Consider the following 19,213-nt stretch of genomic DNA (forward strand, 5'->3'; position numbering starts at 1 on the left):
AAAAAGGCGGAGCATGGCGGCAGCGAAACTCGATCCGATCGACCTCAAGATCCTCGACGCCATCCAGCGCGACGGGCGCATCACCAAGCTGGCGCTGGCCGAGAAGGTCGGCCTGTCGCCGACGCCTTGCTGGATGCGGCTGCGCAAGCTGGAGAAGGCTGGCATCGTCTCCGGCTACCACGCCGCAATCGCCATGCGCGCGATCGCGCCGGTGGCGACCGTGCTGATGGAGGTGACATTGGCCAGCCACCGGCAAGCCGATTTCGACCGTTTCGAGCGGGTCATCCGCGACGTGCCCGAGATCGTCGCCTGCTGGTCGGTCGGCGGCGGCGTCGACTATGTGCTGAAAGTGATGGCGCGGGACATCGACGCCTATCAGCGGCTGGTCGACGCCCTTCTGGAACGCGAGATCGGCATCGACCGCTACTTCACCTACATCGTCACCAAGACGGTGAAGGAGGAGTCCGTGGTGCCTGTCGCCGACCTGTTGCCAGGCTGAAGCCGGAGAGATCGTCTGGCCCGGCGGGCGATGGCAGACAATCTCTCTCCTGGCGGCTGCCGAAAAAGCCTCTCTGTCTCGATCGCGCGGCTAATCTCTCCGCATCGACTGGCACCGGGAGACAAACGATGTCCGCGCATTTTGCACGCCCACACCGCCACGAAGCACTGGATCGTCTCGCCGATCGCCGGCTGCTGCGCGATCTCGGCTATATCGGGGGACATTGGACGGCCGGCGACTCGGCCGCGAGCTTCGCAGTCACCGATCCGGCCACCGGCGCTACAGTCGCCTTCGTTGCCGCCCTCGGCGCAAGCCAAACGGCGGAGGCTGTCGACGCTGCAGCGCGTGCCCTGCCGGCCTGGCGCTCCGCGCTGCCGCAAGAGCGTTCCAGAATCTTGCGAAAATGGTTCGAGCTGATCGTCGCCGCCAAGGACGACCTGGCGCTGCTGATGACGCTTGAACAGGGCAAGCCGCTAAAGGAATCGCTGGGCGAGATCGACTACGCCGCCTCCTTCGTCGAGTGGTATGCCGAGGAAGCAAAGCGCCTCAATGCCGAAAGCGTCACCAGCCATCTGCCGAATGCTCAGATGACCGTTCGCCGCGAGCCGCTCGGCGTCGTCGGCGTCGTCACCCCATGGAACTTTCCGTCGGCCATGCTCACCCGCAAGGCCGCTGCGGCGCTTGCCGCCGGCTGCACCATGGTGGCGCATCCGTCCTCGGAAACGCCGCTTTCGGCGCTGGCGCTGGCCGAGCTCGGCGAGCGTGCCGGCCTGGCCGCCGGGGTCTTCAACGTTGTCACCGGGGATGCGCGCACCATCGTCGGCGCGATGTGCGCTGACGCCCGGGTGCGCGCCATGAGCTTCACCGGTTCGACCGACGTCGGCCGGCTGATTGCCGCGCAGAGCGCGCCGACGATGAAGCGGCTGGTCATGGAGCTCGGCGGCCATGCGCCGCTGATCGTCTTCGGTGATGCCGATATCGAAAAGGCGGTGACGATCGCGCTCGACGCCAAATTCGCCACCTCCGGCCAGGATTGTCTTGCCGCCAACCGCATCTATGTGCAGCGCCAGAGTTATGACCGCTTCTGCGCCGCCTTCGGCCGTCGCATCGAGCGCCTGCGCACCGGCAACGGGCTTTCACCCGACGCCGATATCGGCCCGCTGATGCATGAGCGCGCCGTCAAGAAGGTGGAGGAGCAGGTCGCAGACGCGCTGGCTCGCGGCGCGCGCTGCCTCATCGGCGGCAAGCGCCATGCGGCCGGGCCGCTGTTCTATCAGCCAACGCTGCTCGTCGATGTGCCGGACGAGGCGCTGATCATGCATGAGGAAACCTTCGGCCCGGTCGCCGCCGTCACCCCGTTCGACGAGGAAGCGGAAGTCGTCGCCCGCGCCAACGCTACCGAATATGGTCTCGTCGCCTATGTCGTGACCGAGAACGGCGCGTGCCAGGCGCGCATGGGTCGCGCGCTGGAATACGGTATGGTCGCGATCAACCGGGTGAAGATCACCGGCGCGCCGATCCCGTTCGGCGGCGTCAAGCAGTCCGGCATCGGCCGCGAAGGCTCGCGCCATGGCCTCGAAGCCTTCACCGATCTGAAATACCTTTGTCTGGACGTCGCCTAGCGCACGCCGGAAGAATTCCCTGCAAGGAGAAAAAAGATGCTCGAACAGTCCAACGAACTTTCGGCCTGGGATCGCGACCACTTCTTCCATCCCTCGACGCATATGGGCACGCATGCGCGGGGCGAGTCCCCGGCGCGCATCATGGCCGGCGGCGAAGGCGTCACCGTCTGGGACAACACCGGCAAGAAGAGCATCGATGCCTTTGCCGGGCTCTATTGCGTCAATGTCGGCTATGGCCGCCACAAGATCGCCGATGCCATTGCCGATCAGGCCAAGAACCTCGCTTATTATCACGCCTATGTCGGGCACGGCACCGAGGCCTCGATTACGCTCGCCAAGATGATCATCGACCGCGCGCCGAAGGGCATGTCGAGGGTCTATTTCGGCCTCTCCGGCTCCGACGCCAACGAGACCAACATCAAGCTGATCTGGTACTACAACAACGTTCTCGGCCGGCCGGAGAAGAAGAAGATCATCTCGCGCTGGCGCGGCTACCACGGCTCCGGCGTCATGACAGGATCGCTGACCGGGCTCGAGCTGTTCCACAACGCCTTCGACCTGCCGCGCGCGCCGATCATGCACACCGAGGCCCCCTATTATTTCCGCCGCGCCGACCGCTCGATGAGCGAGGAGCAGTTTTCGCAATATTGCGCCGACAAGCTCGAGGAGATGATCCTTGCCGAGGGCCCGGACACCGTCGCGGCCTTTATCGGCGAGCCGATCCTCGGCACCGGCGGCATCGTGCCGCCGCCCGCCGGCTATTGGGAAAAGATCCAGGCGGTGCTGAACAAATACGACGTGCTGCTTGTCGCCGACGAGGTGGTGACCGGCTTCGGCCGTCTCGGCACCATGTTCGGCTCCGACCATTACGGCATCAAGCCGGACCTGATCACCATCGCGAAGGGCCTGACGTCTGCCTATGCGCCGCTTTCCGGCGTCATCGTCTCCGACAAGGTCTGGCAGGTGCTGGTCAGGGGTTCCGACAAGCTGGGCTCGCTGGGCCACGGCTGGACCTATTCGGCGCATCCCATCTGCGTCGCCGCGGGCGTCGCCAATCTCGAACTGATCGACGAGATGGATCTGGTGAGGAATGCCGGCGAGACCGGCGCTTATTTCCGCGCCGAGCTGGCCAAGGCCGTCGGCGGCCACAGAAACGTCGGCGAGGTCCGCGGCGACGGCATGCTGGCTGCGGTCGAGTTCGTCAGGGATCGCGACGATCGCGTCTTCTTCGATCCGGCGCTCAAAGTGGGCCCGCAGATCGCCACGACGCTCGCGGCAAGCGGCGTCATCGGCCGCGCCATGCCGCAGGGCGACATCCTCGGCTTCGCGCCGCCGCTTTGCCTGACGCGCGAGGAGGCCGACACCATCGTCGCCAAGACCGCCGACGCCGTGAACAGCGTGTTTGCCAGCCTCTGAAGCAATCCAGGAAAGGTGTGAACGGTTTTCCGTCCGGAGTTGCGTGAAAGCAAAGGAACAGACCGACATGAATGCCATGACCAGAACCGTCCCCGCCACGATGGCCGCCGTGCAACTCACCGGCCACGGCGGCCTGGAAAAACTCGTCTACCGCACCGATGTGAAGGTGCCGTCGCCGGCTGCCGGCGAGGTGCTGGTCAAGGTCAGCGCCTGCGGCATGAACAACACCGACGTGTGGGTGCGCCAGGGCGCCTACGGCACGGAAGAAGATGCGGCTGCCGTGTCGACCTGGCGCCGGCAAAGCAACACGCTGACCTTTCCGCGCATCCAGGGCACCGATACGGTCGGCACCATCGTCGCCGTCGGTGACGGCGTACCCGCCGAGCGCATCGGCGAACGCGTCATGGTCGACTTCTCCATCTACAACCGTGACGACGATTCGCTCGCCGACATCGACTATATGGGCCACGGCCGTGACGGCGGATATGCCGAATACCAGGCGCTGCCGGCCGAGAATGCGCATGTCGTCGATACCGATTTGAGCGATGTCGAGCTCGCCACCTTCTGCTGCGCCTATCTCACCGGCGAGCAGATGCTGGAACGTGCAGGCTTGAAGGCCGGCGAACGGGTGCTGGTCACCGGCGCCTCCGGCGGTGTCGGCTCCGGCATCGTGCAGCTGGCGCGGGCGCGGGGCGCCATTCCCTATGCCGTGGTCGGCAAGGGCAAGGAGCAAGCAGTGCTCGACATCGGCGCCGAGAAAGTGGTCACGCGCGGCGTGGCCGACCTGCCTGCCGCCGTCAACGAAGCGACCGCTGGCCAACCCATCGACGTGGTCGCCGACCTTGTCGGCGGCGCCATCTTCAATGATCTGCTGCGCATCCTGCGGCCCGAGGGACGCTACACCACCGCAGGCGCCATCGCTGGGCCGGTGGTGCAGTTGGACCTGCGCACCATGTATCTCAAGCAGCTTCAGCTGCACGGCTCGAGCCAGGGCACCAGGGCCGATTTCCGCCGCATCGTGCGCTACATCGAGGAGAAGAAGATCCGCCCGCTGGTCGGCGGCGTCTACAAGCTGTCGGACTTCCACCGCGCCCAGACCGACTTCATGGCCAAGGACTTCGTCGGCAAGCTGGTGGTGGTGCCGGACGCGATTGCCGACACGAACAAGTAGCGACCGATGGCGGCGGCCGACCGGTTGACCTCGCGGTTAGCCCTTGCGCTCCTGAAGGATGTTGCCGCCATCCACGACGAGGACGGCTCCGTTGACATAGCTGGCGCCGTCGGACGCCAGGAACAGCACAGCCGCGGCGACCTCTTCCGGAGCGCCGGCGCGTCCAAGCGGCGTGTTTTGCGCGGCGACGAGCTCTTCCGGCGTCGAGGCGCCCGTCGCGATCCAGCCCGGCGCCACGGCGTTCACGGTGACGCCGCTGCGGCCGACCTCCAGCGCAAGCGCATGCGTCAGCCCGACCATGCCTGCCTTGGCGGCGGAATAGGCGGCCTCGCCTTCGTTGGAGACGTAAGGGCCGGTGACCGAGGCCATGTTCACCACGCGTCCATGACCGCGTCGGACCATGCCGGCCAGAAATGCGCGTGTGGCAAGGAATGTGGTCTTCAGGCTGACATCGATGCCGCGGTCCCAGTCGCTCTCGCTGAGATCGAGAAATCGCCGCTGCAGCGCCGGCTGGGCGACTGTTCCCATCCCGGCATTGTTGACGAGGATATCGATTTCGCCGACCTCCGAGCAGAGCCGCTCGACATCCGCTGCACGCGTCAGATCGGCCACCACCGCACGAACGTCGAGCCCCTCCGCCCGCAGCTCTTCGGCGCGCTGCTCGACGCGATGCGACGAGGCGGTGATCGCGACCGCAAGCCCGGCGTCTCCGAGCGCACGCGCCACCGCGGCGCCGATGCCGTCGGCGGCGCCCGCGCCGGTCACCAGCGCCGTGCGGGATTTGCGAAACGTGGTCATGAGCCCTCCAAGGCGATGACGCCAATGCCGCGAGTCAGTATCCGGCGCTGATGCCAAAATCGATCGAAAGCGCGGCCCCGGTGATCGGCGCCGCGCCGGGCTGGCAAAGATAATGGATGAAGGAGGCGATCTCTTCCACGCCGATGAACCGTGCTCTTTCCCCTTGCGGGTAGTGCCCAAGGAGCCGGCGCTTGTAGCCGTCCGGGTCATCTCCGCCATAGGTCCTTGCCTGATACTCGATCATCGGCGTCGCCGTGTCGCCAGGACAGACGGCGTTGACCCTAATGCCGTGCGGCGCAAGCTCCAGGGCGAGAGCCTTGGTCAGCAGCACCAGCCCGCCTTTGGAGGCGCAATAGACCGCCGCGCCGCTGTTGCCGACGATGCCCGCGTCGGAGGCGATATTGATGATAACGCCCTGCGCCGCCGACAGGTGCGGAATGGCGGCCGAGATCAGGAAGAAGGCGCCTTTGAGATTGACATCCAGCACCAGGTCCCATTGCTCTTCGCGGACCTCGCTTGCCGCTCCCTCGAGCCAGACGCCGGCGGCGTTGACGAGAATGTCCAGGCCGCCTCCCCACTCGCGCGCCTTGTCCACAACCTCCCGGCAGGCGGCGACGGAACGGACGTCGAGCGGCAGACCGATCGCGTTCGCACCGGTCGCAGCAATCTTTGACACGGCCTCGTCGAGTTTCGCGCCGGGAAGGTCGGCGAGCACGATCCGCTCGTCGTCAGCCGCCAGGCGCAGCCCCGTCGCAAGACCCATTCCCCCGGCGCCGCCCGCGATCAGGACGGTTCTTCCAGCCATTCGATAACCTCCGCTGTGCGATGAGCGTTGCGGCGAGACACAGTCCGGCATCCGAACCACGTCGGAGAGACATCTCGCATGCGCCACGCCGGACAAACGATGATCACAGCACCGAAGCCATTCGCTTCGCGATCACCCCAGCTCCAGCGTCGTGATGCCGAAAACCTTCGACGGCACATTGCCTGGTTTGCCGCCCCGATACATGCGGGTCGTCGTGAATCCGGGGACCATGCCGACAGCCTGAAGCACGGCGGTGAAGCCGATCTGGGTGGCCGGCACGTCGATATGCAGCGCCTCGCCTGCCGTCCTTCCCGTCAGTTCCGCCATCAAAGCCAGGGCTGTCTCCATGTCGTCCGCGAACAGCGGACCGATCTTGAAACCTTCGCGGCATCGGCGCGCCACGCCGTAGCCGGCAAGGCCGGTCGAGCCAGTGGACATCATCGCGATCCGGGGCGGCCGCAGCCATTCCCGCAGGAAGGCCTCCCGAGGCGCCGGGAAGCACTGGCGGTCATAGGCCAGGATCTCGGCTGTCTCGGCGGCGGCAACGGACCGGATTTCCCGACCCCCGGTCAGTCGGGCCGGACGACCGCTGAAGCGGACGGTCTCATAAGCCGGCACGAAGCCTTTGTGTTGGTAGTTGGCGCGCTGCTCGGCTACGCCGTCGAGGCCGACAATGCGGTCGCCGAGCCGAGCCATGCCGGCATCCCAGACCGCCTTGCCATGGCCTTCACCGCGCCGATCGGGCCGGCAGATATAGAGGCCGATGAAACCGAACTCCGCGCCATAGGCGACGGCCGAGATGCCGGCCACCATCTCGCCGGTGACGAAGGCGCCGATGAACCCTTCAGGATCGGCAGCCCTGAGCGCGGCGGCATCGTCGATGCCCGGATTCCATCCCTCCCTCGCCGCCCACTCGACGAGCGTTTCCACCTCGCTGGCGGTCAGCGTCCGGATCGTTCTCGGCATGGCTTCACTCGGCGCGGCAACGGATTTTAAGTCGCCAGGATAGGTCGCCGCCAGCAGGTTGCAAAGACCGGTTTTGGACGTTGCCGACCTGTCCACGCCACGAAGCCCAACCGTCGATGCTCCTTCGCCGATTCGGCGAAGAGGCCGCCCATTGAACGCTAGACCGTCGAGCGGATTACTATCCGGGTTTTTCGAATCGATGCAAAGGGTTAGCAAGAACACGCCCGAAACATCAGCCGTTGTTCCAATGGGCAACTGGACACGACCGTCGAAGGCGGGGAATCTTCTTTCGTCGTTGCTTGGAATCGAATGGAGTGCCGCAGGAAATGCCCTTGAGCGCCGAAGAAATCGCCAGTCATCCGGCAGCTCTGCGCGGTGTCAAGGAGCAGTCGCGCGCGCTCATCCATATCTACGAAACCAGCCCGCGCCTTGCCGCCGTTTTTGCCACTCAGCAGCGCTGGCTGCTCGGCCATGTCGGACTTGCGCTGCATTTCAGGCGCGACCCCGATGACCGTCGCACCGAAATGACCGTAGCGCGTTTCATCGAGGTCGTGCGCCGCAATTCAGTTGCCAGCCGCAACACCGCCGAAGCGTTCGTCAAGGAAATGCTCCGTTACAACGTCGCCGAATATATTTCGTCGCGTGGCGATGGCCGGGCTCATCCGTTGCGGGTGACCGCGGCCACCATCGAGACCTTTACCGGCTGGATCCATGCCCATTTGCGAACGCTCGACCGCATCGATGGCGGAGCCCGGCTGACGACTTTCCTCGGACACCCCGATATGCTGGCCAAGCTGCAGCCATTGATCTGCGACGGATTGCTCGCATCCATTCCGGTGCGGGAACCCCAGCAAACCTTCTCGTTGTTCATCTGGCTCAACAACGGCGGCATCGTCATGGACTGGCTGATGTCGGGTATCGATCCGGAGGACGCCAGCCTCGAGAAGATTCCGACCGGCGTCATCTCGATCAGCGAATTTGCGCATTGGCTGAAGCTGTCGCGCACGCATCTGGCGCGCAAGCTCCGCGACGCCGAGGCGCTCGGCAGCATCGGCTGGGTCGGCCAGCGCGGACATTCCGTCATGTGGGTGTCGCGGCAGTTCTTCGACGAATACATGGCCGTCCAGGCAGCCAAGCTCGCCATCGTCGACGCAGCCTTCGAGGCGAGTTTTTCCGGCGCGAGCGAAGGCTGAGCGCCGCGGCGCCTGCTCCGAGCTTGCCGTGACGGCGCGCAAAGAGACGCGCCGTTGAGCCGCTTCGACCATGACGCGGCGCTCAGAGCAATTCCAGGAAAGTGTGAAACGGTCTCCCGTCCGGAATTGTCAAATCAAAGAGATAGGGCGGCTTGCCGTTTCCGTGGAACGGTGAACCGCTCTATGTCCTCAGTCGATGTCGAACGACACGCCTTGCGCCAAGGGCAGGGCCTTGGAGAAGTTCACCGTGTTGGTGGCGCGCCGCATATAGGCCTTCCAGGCGTCCGAGCCGCTCTCGCGGCCGCCGCCGGTTTCCTTCTCGCCGCCGAATGCGCCGCCGATCTCGGCGCCCGACGTGCCGATATTGACATTGGCGATGCCGCAGTCCGAACCGTCGACGCCGAGAAAGCGCTCCGATTCCTGCAGGTCGCGTGTGAAGATCGAGGACGACAGGCCGGCGCCGACCGCATTGTGCAGGTCGAGCGCCTCGTCGAAATCGGCATATTTCATCACATAGAGGATCGGCGCGAAGGTCTCTTCCGTCACCGGCGAAACCTGCTTCGGCATTTCGACGAGCGCCGGATGCACATAGTAGGCCTCGGGATGGCCGTTCTCGAACCGCGTGCCGCCGGTCACCTTGCCGCCATGCGCTTCCGCTTCTTTCAATGCCTTCTGCATATTGTCGAAGGCGGCCTTGTCGATCAGTGGACCGACCAGCGCCGAGGTCTCCAGCGGATTGCCGACCGAAACGCTCTGATAGGCCTTCTTCAGGCGCGGCAGCAGCGCGTCATAGACGCTCTCGTGCACGAACAAACGCCTAAGCGTCGTGCAGCGCTGGCCGGCGGTGCCCATGGCGCCGAACGCAATGGCGCGCAGCGCCATGTCGAGATCGGCGCTCGGGCAGACGATGCCGGCATTGTTGCCGCCGAGCTCGAGCACCGCGCGTGCAAAACGCTTGGCCAGCCGCGGACCGACCTCGCGGCCCATGCGGGTCGAGCCCGTGGCCGAGACCAGCGGCACCTTCGGATGGTCGACCAGCACCTCGCCGACGGCGCGGTCGCCGATCAGCACCTGGAGCAGGCCTTCCGGCGCATCGGCGCCGAATCGCCTAGCGGCGCGCTCGAAGATCGCCTCGCAGGCAAGCGCCGTCAGCGGCGTCTTTTCCGACGGCTTCCACACCACCGCGTCACCGCACACGAGTGCAAGTGCCGCGTTCCACGACCACACCGCGACGGGGAAGTTGAAGGCCGAGATCACGCCGACGACGCCGAGCGGATGCCAGGTTTCCATCATGCGGTGTCCAGGGCGCTCGGTGGCGATGGTCAGGCCGTAGAGCTGGCGCGAAAGACCGACTGCGAAATCGCAGATGTCGATCATCTCCTGCACTTCACCGAGACCCTCGGACGGGATCTTGCCGACCTCGATCGACACCAGCCGGCCGAGCTCCGCCTTGTGAGCACGCAACTCCTCGCCGAGCAGGCGCACCAGCTCGCCCCGCTTCGGCCCCGGCACCAGCCGCCAGGCGTGGAAGGCCTTGTGCGCGGCATCGATAGCCTTGCCGGCATCGACCGCCGAGATCGACTTCAGTGCCGCGATCTGCTCGCCCGTCACCGGGCTGCGCACGATGAGGTCGCCGCCGGAAAGCGTATCCTTGGCGACGCCAAGTTTCTCCAGAAGTGAGGCCGTTTCCTTCGCAATCGTCATGTTTGTTCCTTTTCAGATCTCGCCTTGGATATGGCGAGCGTCGAAGCCTTGCGCCACGTCTTGTCGGCGCCCTGAGGCACGACGGCGCTTTCATGGCGTGGCATTACTCGTTTCAGGGAAAAACCGCCACCCCGGGATGGTCCCCGGCGCGCAAAATTGGGCCAGCAGTGAAAGTGGGATCAGCGCGCCTTCTTGGCCTGCGACGTCTCGGTGCTTTCCTTGATCAGCCGGTCGATATGCATGCGGATATGAGCGGCTTCGGCGGCGGTATTGGCTAAAGCGATCGCGCGGTCGAAGGCCACGCGCGCCTCCTCGCTGCGGCCAAGCTGCATCAGCAGGCCGCCCTTCAGGCCGAAGAAGTGGAAATAGCCTGCCAGCCGATCTTCCAGCGGCTCGATCATTGCCAGCGCCGCTTCGGGGCCGCGCACCTTGCTTACCGCGACAGCGCGGTTCAGCGTCACTACCGGCGACGGCTGCATCTGCTCGAGCAAGCCGTAGAGCAGGTCGATCTCGGTCCAGTCCGTATCCTCGGGTGTTGCCGCCCGCGCATGCAATGCCGCGATCGCCGCTTGCACCTGGTATGAGCCAGGCTTGCGATGACGCAGCGCCTTGTCGACCAGCGCCAGGCCCTCGTCGATCATCTTGCGGCTCCAGAGCGACCGGTCCTGATCCTCGAGCAGCACGATTTCGCCATGCGCGTCGAAGCGCGCCGGCGCGCGCGCATGCTGGAGAAGCAGCAGCGCCGTCAGCCCCATGATCTCCGGTTCCTGCTGAAACAGCCTGAGCAGCAGCCGGGCGAGCCGGATCGCCTCCTCGCAAAGCGGCGCGCGGGCCGGCGCCTCGCCGCCATTGGTCGAATAGCCCTCGTTGAAGATCAGATAGATCATGGCCGCGACCGCCGCCAAGCGCTCGGAACGCTCGACCGCGCCTGGGGTCTCGAACGGCACGCCGGCATCGGCGATGCGCGCCTTGGCGCGGGTGATGCGCTGCTCCATGGCGCTCTCGCCGACGAGAAAGGCGCGCGCGATCTGCTTGACCGTCAGGCCGGAGACGATGCGCAGCGCGACCGCGATCTGCTGCGTCGCCGGCAGATCGGGATGGCAGCAGATGAACAGGAGCCGCAGGATGTCGTCGCGATAATGCGCGCCGTCGAGCCGCTCGGCCATATCGCCTTCGGCATCCTCGAGATCGGAGATCTGATCCTCTTCCGGCATCGGCGCTTGCTTGGCGCGCTTGCGCACCGCGTCGATGCCGCTGTTGCGGCCGACGAAGATCAGCCAGGCCGCCGGATCGCGCGGCGGCCCGTTTTTCGGCCAGTTCTTCAGCGCCCTCAGGCACGCATCCTGGAAAGCTTCTTCCGCGGCGTCGAGGTCGCGGAAATAGCGCAGCAGCGCGCCCATCGCCTGCGGACGGGCGGTGCTGATCGCGTTGCTGATCCAGGCAAGTTCGGTCATGCGGGAACCTTTGTCGGATTGAAGACCGAGATCGGCCTGATCTCGTAGGAACCACCGCTCGGATTGACCTCGGAGAGTTCGCGGGCGAACTCGACGGCTTCGTCCAGGTGATTGCATTCGAGCGTGTAGAAGCCGAGGAACTGCTCCTTGGTCTCGGCGAACGGGCCGTCGAGCACCACCGATTCGCCCTTGACCTTGCGAAGCGTCGTCGCGGCTGTGGTCGGCAGCAGGCGCGCCACCGGCCCCAGCCGGCCTGCCCTGGCGTATTTGTCCTGTACGTTGAGGAGCTTTGCCATGACCTCCTCGTCCTGTTCCTTGCTCCAGGAGCAGACCACGTCTTCGGAGGCGTAGCAGAGAATGGCATAGAGCATGGTGCGTCCTTTCCGTATCAAAGGACGCAACAGTAGGACCCTTCCCGACACAAGGTCGACAAAAAGTTGTAGGGCTATCGAGGGTTTACGCTATCCTCCTGTGGTCAGGCTTCGCGTGCCTGCAGCCATCTGAGCACCAGCGTCTCCTCCTCGTCGAGGCCCGGTATAAGGCGCTTTCGTTTGTTGGCTTCGGCCATTTCGCCGAGCAGCTTCCCTTCGGCCCACGCCTCGAAGACGAGCGGGTGGATATAGCACCGGCGGCAGACGGCTCGCGTGTTGCCGAGTCGTTCGGCGACCTTGTCGACGATACTGTTCATCACGCGGTTTTTCTGGGTGATGCTCTCGGGCAACTCCGCCTGCGCGAACAGGGATGCCGCATGGATGGTGCCGCCCCAGGTGCGAAAATGCTTGGAGCTGAACTCCGGGCCAGATGCCTCGCGAATATAGCGATTGACGTCCTCCGACCGCAGCGGCCGGCGGGTCCCCTCGTCGTCCAGATACTGAAACAGCTTCTGGCCAGGCAGGTCCTGCGCGCCGCGCACGATCTTGGCAATGCGTCGGTCGACGAGCTTCAGCTTCCATTCCTTGCCGGACTTTCCCATGAAGGAGAAGCGCAGGCTGGAACCGGTGATTTCGACATGGCGGTCGCGCAGCGTGGTCAGGCCGAAACTCTTGTTGTCGCGGGCATAGGCGGCATTGCCGACACGGATCATGGTGTTGTCGAGCAGCCAGACGACAGAGGCGACAACGCGCTCCAGCGGAAGTCCATGACGGCGCAGGTCGGCATCGACCTGGCGCCTCAAGGAGGGCAGGCTTTCCGCGAAAGCAACGAGGCTGGAGTATTTGACGCCGTCCCGTTCCTCGGTCCACTGCGGATGATAGCGGTACTGCTTGCGTCCGCGCTGATCCCGGCCGGTCGCCTGGATATGGCCGTTCGGGTCGGGCGAGATCCATACATCCGTCCACGCCGGCGGAATGACGATCGCCTTGATACGGTCGAGCGTCGCCGCGGTGACCGCACTCCCGTTCGGGCCGACATAGGAAAATCCCTTGCCTTTTCTCAGGCGCCGGATGCCCGGATCGGCATCGCTGACATAGCTGAGCGCGGCGCGCTCGGCGGAACTCTGCGCGCCGTTCCCTTGTATTTCCAGACCACCCGCCAGGCGGCCGAAGGACGATTGTGCTCGTTGCAGCATGGTAACTCCACGGAACTGGTCCGTAGATAAGCCGCGCGACAGCGGCTGGTTCCGCCGGTCCCCAGAGAGCGTCCTTCAGCTCCGCCGGTCGGCGGACACCTCAGCCATCCAAAGCCTGCCGTCGTCGACATGGGTGGGAAAGTAGTCTCGCCCGGCCGGTATCGCTTCCAGAACCGCTCCCGACTCGTCCGTCAGATAGTCGTAGCCGATCTGCTGCAAACGTTGCTCCGGATCGAGATGATTGTAGAGGTCGCGACGTGCCGCGCGCCGTTTCGGCTCGATCATCTTCAAATGATAAAGGTTAAGGCCGCTGTCCCGAAGTTTGAAGCGCAGATGTTCGGGGAACCAGGCGTCATGCAGCCCTTGCGACCGGCTCAGATCCGGGTGATAGGCGGGGAAAAGCCTGTGCTGCATCTTTTGGCCCCAGACGCCGTCGATGCGATAGCTTGCCGGCGTATACATCTCCCTTAGGCGAAATCCCCAGGCATTGCGCCTCGACCCGCTGGTCAGTTGGCCGATCCGGCTGGCCACGGCATCTTCCAGCCTTTCGTCCGGATCGATCGCCAAAAGCCAATCGGCACCCGCCTCATAGGCCGCGGCAACAAGCGCGCGCCGCCTCTGCGGTTCATTGCTGAAGACCGCATCCGCCGCCCGATCGTCATAGGCGATCCACCCATCGACGATTGCATCGAGATTGGCGAGGAGGTCTGGCACCAGATGCGCATCGTAGCGATAGCTGAAAATGGCGACGATCCTTTGCCGCGACCCAAGCCATCGACCGCGCCGCCGGCGCGGCTGCTTCATCTCCATGGTGATCATGGCCGCGTGCCTGTCCTATCGCCATGCGTTACGCCGACGGCTGCCCCCAGCGATTTTGCGAACAATGCCGCCCATACGATCGGCAGCGATAACATCGCGAAACGTCTATCCTCTTCGGCCAGGCCTTCTTTTGCGAACTTGCCGACATTGCGCCGGTCCCGAAACACCCCTTTGAAAATCCGCAATGGCTTTCGGTGCCCAACGGATTTGAGGTAGGTCCCATATCGGTATCCGCGCAGATACTGGTCGACAATCACTCGGATCAGCCGTGTCTCGTTGCGATGGACGGTAAGCACCGCCGGCTCCCATAGCGGCGCTATCGCCTTCGGCAGTCTTTCCAGGAATTCCGTGTCTTCTCCCGTCGCCATTTGTTCGTCGAATAGCCCATACCGATCGAACAATTTTCGGTCGAAAGAAACACCGTAGCGAAGTGCCTTATGAGCGGGAAGACCTGGCAGGCGCCGCATATAGGTAACGAGATGGGCCGCGCACGCGACCAGATTGCGCGGATGACTGTTGGCGATGGCGCTTGCCACGGCCGCGACGCCTTCCCGGTGATGGCGCAGCCGGACCTCTGCCCATCGCGGGCATGCCAGGCAATCATCCGCGAGAAAGGCGATGAAAGGAGCTTTCGTCGCCGCTATGCCGCGATTTCTCGCGGCCCCGGCAAAGAGCCTTTCTTCGCACTCGATGACTGGCACGTCGAGTCCGGCATTGGCCAGAAGCGCCTGGGCATTCCCGCCGCCGGAATTCACGACCACCACCTCGAGCGGGATGTTCTGGCCGAGCACCGACCTGACCGCCGCGACCAGATCGGTCGGAGCCCGAAAACCTATTACCACGACTGCAAGTTCCGGCCCGTCGGCCATCAGGCACTTTGCAACTGGACGCGATGAGCCGGGAACCGGCGCCGCGCCGCGATCTTGAGCCGATAACGCATGCAACGCCAGATATCGGTCGAAACCTTGGGCGCGGCTTCGGCAACCGCCAGGAATCTTGCCGCCGTTTCGAGATCGCCGCGGGCGTAGTGAACGCGAGCGATCTTGAGCGCCACAAGCCCTTCCCTCGCTTTCAACGACGATTTCGCAATGCCGCAGTCGGCGAGTTCGCGCAGCGCCAGGCGCCATTCGAGGAAGCGTCGCGCAGGCTTTATCGCGAAGCGGTCATCCGAACGGTCCGACGATACGAAGTAGATCATGATCGGTTGTGTCGCGACCGCGAGCGATGCCTTGCTCATAACCCGCGCCCAGAACAACGTGTCCTCATCGTAGGCAAGCCCGGTCGGGAAGCGCGTGTCGCCGACCGTATGCCGCGACACCAGCGCGCTGCCGACGGCAATCGACCGTATCCTGCCTTCCACATAGGCGGAGGCATTGGCGAGCCCGGCAGCCATGTAGCCGGCCGGCGTTTTGAACTGTCGGTCCCGGCCATCGGTCCGCCGGCGGTAAGCGCCGACCACCATGTCGGCGCCTGGCTTGGTCCTGGTCTTGGACAGCAGCGTCCGCAACCCACCCTCGATATGCAGATCGTCGGCGTCGATCATGTAAATCCAGGGGAAGCGCGCCTCGGCCAGCGCAAGATTGCGGGAGCCGCCCGCGTCCCGACAATTGGACCGGATGACCCGGAACGGCAGCGCCAGCCGCGAGGCTGCGTCCGCGGCCACGGCCGCCGTGTTGTCCGTCGAGGAATCGTCGACCAGTATCACTTCGCCGATGACCTCGGCTTCCGAGCGCAAGGTTGCCAACGTGTCTGCAACGGTTGCCGACGCATTGTGTGCTGGAATGATGATGCTGACCGATGTCAACAATTGAACTCCGCGCAAGTGCCCGGCAGGCCGGTCCACGGTCCGGCGGCAAGATAGCGGCGGGATCGCGATTTGAGAAGCAGCCGCATCACCGATCGTGCGCCTTCAGGCAGCGACCGGGATGACGTCGACCGCCTGCTCGCCGATCTGCTCGCCGGTGGTTTTCAGGACGCCGACAATCGGCGCCACGTCGGAATAGTCGCGGCCGTATCCCACCGTGATATGGTCGTTGCTCGCCCGCATGCCGTTGGTCGGATCGAATTCCTGCCAGCCGGCATCGCGCCCGCACCAGGCCTTGACCCAGGCATGCATGGCGTCGGCGCCTTCGAGCCTCGGCTTACCCTTGGGCGGGATCGTGCGCAGGAAGCCGCTGACATAACCGGCGGGGATGCCAAGCCCGCGCAGCCCGGCGATCATGATGTGCGAGAAATCCTGGCAAACCCCACGCTGAAGCGCAAAGGCATCGCTGGCGCGCGTCTGCACGGTAGTTGCCTTGCCGTCATAGGTGAAATCGCGGTGGATCCGATTGCAGAGATCGACCGCCGTGGCGATCGCCGAACCGGCGAGGCTTTCCCGCGCATAATCCGTGATTACCGGATCGATGCTGGCGTGGTCGCTGGCGGCGAGGAAGTGATGCGGCGCGTCGGGGGACAGCGAACGCACCGCGTCGAGTTCCGCCCTCAAGCCGTGAATGTCGGGAGAGACGTCGAGGCCGGCTTCCGGCCGCGACACCGACACACGGGCGCTCATCCTGACGTGGAGCTCCTCATGCGCGTCGCGAACGGCGATCGCAGTGACGTTGTTGCCGAAGAAATCGGAAAAATCCGCGCGCTCGGCCGGATTCGGCTGGAACGACAGCGAGGCGGCGATAACCCGCTGCACGCCGGCGATCGTCTGCGGCAGCACGCGCACCTGGTGCCTGCCGCCGCCGGCTGCGGCCGCATAGCCGTAATGAAGATGAAGCCTGATGTCGTAGAGCATTTATCCGAAATAGGCCTTGGCGAGACTGTTGTAGAGATCGCCGATCTGAATGGCGAGATCGTCCAGCACCTTCGCGGTCATGTCCTGAGGCTCCATCACGGCGAGCGCCGTGTTGAGCTGCAGGATTTCTTTCGCCGCGGGCGACATATGTCCCTCGCCGCCGACGGAAGGCAGCATGCCGATCTCGGCCTTGAGCCGCTCGAGCTGGAACAGGATCGAGCGCGGGTTGAGCGGATCGAGCGCCAAGAGGTCTATAACCGTGCGCCGGCCTGACTGAACCGGATATTGCCGGCGGTGGGTCATGACGCTGTCGCCGATCTCCAGCATCATGTCGAGTGCGCCGTCGGGCGCGTCTGCCTTTGTCAGCCTGGCTAGCGTGCGCGCGATCTGGATGCCACGTTCCAGTCGGCGGCCGATCTCCAGGAAGCGCCAACCGGTGAAGCGGTACATGTTCTCGTGCAGCAGCCCCGAGAAGCCCGCAAGCTTTCGCAGCATCACGGTCATCGCCCGCGTCGCGTCGTCGCCCGGCGCGACCGTCTCAGCGAATTTGTGGATGGTCTTCGACAGATCCTTCAGCGCCAGCCAGCCATCCGGCGAGAAGCGGTCGCGGATCTGGCCGGCACTGTAGACCGCGCTGTCCAATGTGCCGATCAATCCAAGCGGGATCGCGGTTTCGACCTCGATGCCGAACGGTTCGAGATAGTCTCTGATGTCGGCGAGCAGCGGCATCTCGGGATCGGATGTCTCCGCCAGCCTGACGTGATAAGCGCGCAGCACCCGCACCGTGTCTTCCGAGCGCTCGATATAGCGGCCGAGCCAGGTCAGGTTTTCCGCGGCGCGGCTCGGCAGGCTGCCGGGCATGGTGCGGGTGAAGCCGTCGCTCTCCTGCGGCAGCAGCGTCTCCCGCTCGACAGGCCTGTCGCTGACTACCCAGACATCCGCAGCCTGACCGCCGCGCTGCATGGCCATCGCGGTCGGGTCGAGCGAGAAGCCGACGCGTGCAAAGCCGCCGGGCATCACCGTCCAGCCTTCGTGTGTTCGCGCCAGGTAGACGCGCAGGCTGGCGGGCCGCGGCTCCAAGCGGCCGCCGGCAAAGACCGGCGTAGTCGAGAGCGTGACCGCCTCCTGGCCGACGAAGCCAACCCCGTCGGCTTCGATCCGCGCGATAAGCTCCGCCCGCTCGCCGGCCGAAAGCGCCGAACCGAGCCTGGTCGCGCCATCGTCCTCGAAGGCAAGCCGTGTCGACAGCGCCGGGCCAACCACCATGCGGTCGATATTGGCCAGCACATGGTCGCGTTCGGCCTGCTGTCCGCACCACCAGGTCGCAATGTTCGGCAGCTTGAGTTCCTCGCCATGCAATTCCCGCGCGATCCGCGGCAGGAAAGAAAGCAGCGCCCGCGTTTCCGCCAAGCCGGAACCGAGCCCGTTGACGGCCGAGACGGTGCCGCGCCGGATCGCCTCGACCAGCCCCGGCGTGCCGATCTGCGAGTCCGGTTTGAGCTCCAGCGGATCGGCGAAAGCGGCATCGAGCCGCCGCCACAAAACGCCGATCGGCATCAGGCCCGAAACCGTGCGCACCATCAGCCGGCCGCTGGACACCGTCAGGTCCTCGCCTTCGAGCAGCATAATGCCAAGATAACGCGCGATATAGGCGTGCTCGTAATAGGTCTCGTTGAGCGGTCCGGGCGTCAGGATGGCGACGCGGCCGCCGGAATCCTTCGCCATGCCGTTCAGCGCATCACGGAAGCGGCGGAAGAAGCCGGCCAGGCGATGCACATGCAGCTCGCCATAGATGTCAGACAAGGCGCGCGTGGTGGCAACGCGGTTCTCCAGCGCAAAGCCGGCGCCCGACGGCGCTTGCGTGCGGTCGCCCAGAACCCACCAGCGGCCGTCGGGGCCGCGGCCGAGCTCGAAGGCGACCATGTGCAGGAAATGGCCGCTGGCCGGACGGACGCCGACCACCGGGCGCAGATATTCCGGGCTCGCCGCGATCAGCCCCGCCGGCAGGATTCCCTTCTCGATCAGCCGGTTCGACCCGTAAATGTCGGCCAGTATCGTCTCGAACAGGTCGGCGCGCTGGACGAGGCCGGCACTGATCTCGGCCCATTCCTTTTCGTCGATCAGCAGCGGGACATGCGCCAGCGGCCATTCGCGCTCGTTGGCGCCGGCTTTGTCGTAGACGCGGTAGTAGACGCCGGCATCGCGCAGATATTGGTCGGCGCGGGCAAAGCGCTGTCCGAGCGCCTCAGCCCCCAGATCGTCCAGCGCTCCGATGAAGGACTGCCAGGCCGGGCGCGGATTGCCCGACGCGTCGACCATCTCGTCGACGACGCCTTCGATCGGCCGGTAATGCTCCAACAGGCTCTGCGCCCGCGGCCTGCCGCCCGCCCGTTTCTGATTCCCCTTGGCCATGC

At 64.9% G+C, this 19,213-nt stretch carries 17 protein-coding genes; 5 read left to right on the plus strand and 12 right to left on the minus strand.

Annotated features, from left to right (window positions below; genetic code table 11):
• The first annotated feature begins 13 nt into the window (after window positions 1–13).
• The 4 genes from CK215_RS08795 (at window position 14) to CK215_RS08810 (ending at window position 4,708) form a co-directional block, all read left to right on the plus strand.
• Window positions 14–499 carry an Lrp/AsnC family transcriptional regulator gene (locus CK215_RS08795; protein ID WP_095781181.1) on the plus strand — a complete coding sequence of 162 codons (486 nt, stop codon included), beginning with the start codon at window positions 14–16 and terminating at the stop codon, window positions 497–499.
• A gap of 128 nt (window positions 500–627) precedes the next feature.
• Window positions 628–2,121, plus strand: coding sequence for an NAD-dependent succinate-semialdehyde dehydrogenase (locus CK215_RS08800; RefSeq protein WP_095830714.1), 1,494 nt, complete (start codon window positions 628–630; stop codon window positions 2,119–2,121).
• A 36-nt stretch (window positions 2,122–2,157) separates the two neighbouring features.
• Entirely contained in the window at window positions 2,158–3,537 is a 1,380-nt protein-coding gene (locus CK215_RS08805) for an aspartate aminotransferase family protein (RefSeq protein WP_095830715.1), read from the plus strand.
• Between the two features lie 67 nt (window positions 3,538–3,604).
• Window positions 3,605–4,708 carry an alcohol dehydrogenase family protein gene (locus tag CK215_RS08810; protein ID WP_095830853.1) on the plus strand — a complete coding sequence of 368 codons (1,104 nt, stop codon included), beginning with the start codon at window positions 3,605–3,607 and terminating at the stop codon, window positions 4,706–4,708.
• Between the two features lie 36 nt (window positions 4,709–4,744).
• On the opposite strand, the gene CK215_RS08815 is transcribed toward CK215_RS08810, so the two are convergent.
• The 3 genes from CK215_RS08815 to CK215_RS08825 form a co-directional block, all read right to left on the minus strand.
• On the minus strand, window positions 4,745–5,506 hold the full coding sequence (locus CK215_RS08815; protein WP_095826663.1) for an SDR family NAD(P)-dependent oxidoreductase: 762 nt from the start codon (window positions 5,504–5,506) through the stop codon (window positions 4,745–4,747).
• Between the two features lie 34 nt (window positions 5,507–5,540).
• Window positions 5,541–6,311: an SDR family oxidoreductase gene (locus CK215_RS08820; protein WP_067002323.1), complete on the minus strand. Its 771-nt coding sequence runs from the start codon at window positions 6,309–6,311 to the stop codon at window positions 5,541–5,543.
• A gap of 132 nt (window positions 6,312–6,443) precedes the next feature.
• The gene (locus CK215_RS08825; protein ID WP_095830854.1) at window positions 6,444–7,277 is read right to left on the minus strand and encodes a GNAT family N-acetyltransferase; all 834 of its coding nucleotides are present in this window, start codon (window positions 7,275–7,277) and stop codon (window positions 6,444–6,446) included.
• A 326-nt stretch (window positions 7,278–7,603) separates the two neighbouring features.
• Here CK215_RS08825 and CK215_RS08830 point away from each other — a divergent pair, with 326 nt between their 5' ends.
• Entirely contained in the window at window positions 7,604–8,470 is an 867-nt protein-coding gene (locus CK215_RS08830) for a hypothetical protein (RefSeq protein WP_095800417.1), read from the plus strand.
• Window positions 8,471–8,659: 189 nt separating this feature from the next.
• Here the strand turns inward: CK215_RS08830 and CK215_RS08835 are convergent, their stop codons facing one another.
• The 9 genes from CK215_RS08835 to CK215_RS08875 form a co-directional block, all read right to left on the minus strand.
• Complete coding sequence (locus CK215_RS08835; protein ID WP_095830716.1) at window positions 8,660–10,174, minus strand: aldehyde dehydrogenase family protein; 1,515 nt, start codon at window positions 10,172–10,174, stop codon at window positions 8,660–8,662.
• Window positions 10,175–10,353: 179 nt separating this feature from the next.
• The gene (locus CK215_RS08840; protein WP_095830717.1) at window positions 10,354–11,628 is read right to left on the minus strand and encodes an RNA polymerase sigma factor; all 1,275 of its coding nucleotides are present in this window, start codon (window positions 11,626–11,628) and stop codon (window positions 10,354–10,356) included.
• Window positions 11,625–11,999: a YciI family protein gene (locus tag CK215_RS08845; protein ID WP_067002334.1), complete on the minus strand. Its 375-nt coding sequence runs from the start codon at window positions 11,997–11,999 to the stop codon at window positions 11,625–11,627. Before CK215_RS08845 ends, CK215_RS08840 begins: the two co-directional genes overlap by 4 nt.
• A 104-nt stretch (window positions 12,000–12,103) precedes the next feature.
• Window positions 12,104–13,195, minus strand: a complete 1,092-nt coding sequence (locus CK215_RS08850; RefSeq protein ID WP_095830718.1) for a DNA topoisomerase IB — start codon at window positions 13,193–13,195, stop codon at window positions 12,104–12,106.
• 75 nt (window positions 13,196–13,270) lie between these two features.
• Window positions 13,271–14,014 (minus strand): hypothetical protein, encoded by a 744-nt coding sequence (locus CK215_RS08855; RefSeq protein ID WP_095830719.1) that lies wholly within the window; start codon window positions 14,012–14,014, stop codon window positions 13,271–13,273.
• The gene (locus CK215_RS08860; RefSeq protein WP_095826669.1) at window positions 14,011–14,883 is read right to left on the minus strand and encodes a glycosyltransferase; all 873 of its coding nucleotides are present in this window, start codon (window positions 14,881–14,883) and stop codon (window positions 14,011–14,013) included. Before CK215_RS08860 ends, CK215_RS08855 begins: the two co-directional genes overlap by 4 nt.
• Window positions 14,883–15,818, minus strand: a complete 936-nt coding sequence (locus CK215_RS08865) for a glycosyltransferase family 2 protein (protein WP_095830720.1) — start codon at window positions 15,816–15,818, stop codon at window positions 14,883–14,885. The genes CK215_RS08860 and CK215_RS08865 overlap by 1 nt, the downstream gene beginning before the upstream one ends.
• A 105-nt stretch (window positions 15,819–15,923) precedes the next feature.
• Complete coding sequence (locus CK215_RS08870) at window positions 15,924–16,799, minus strand: transglutaminase family protein (RefSeq protein WP_067326134.1); 876 nt, start codon at window positions 16,797–16,799, stop codon at window positions 15,924–15,926.
• Window positions 16,800–19,211, minus strand: coding sequence for a circularly permuted type 2 ATP-grasp protein (locus tag CK215_RS08875; protein ID WP_095826671.1), 2,412 nt, complete (start codon window positions 19,209–19,211; stop codon window positions 16,800–16,802).
• Between the last annotated feature and the right edge of the window lie 2 nt (window positions 19,212–19,213).

Source organism: Mesorhizobium sp. WSM3864, from assembly GCF_002294955.1.
Lineage (GTDB): Bacteria > Pseudomonadota > Alphaproteobacteria > Rhizobiales > Rhizobiaceae > Mesorhizobium.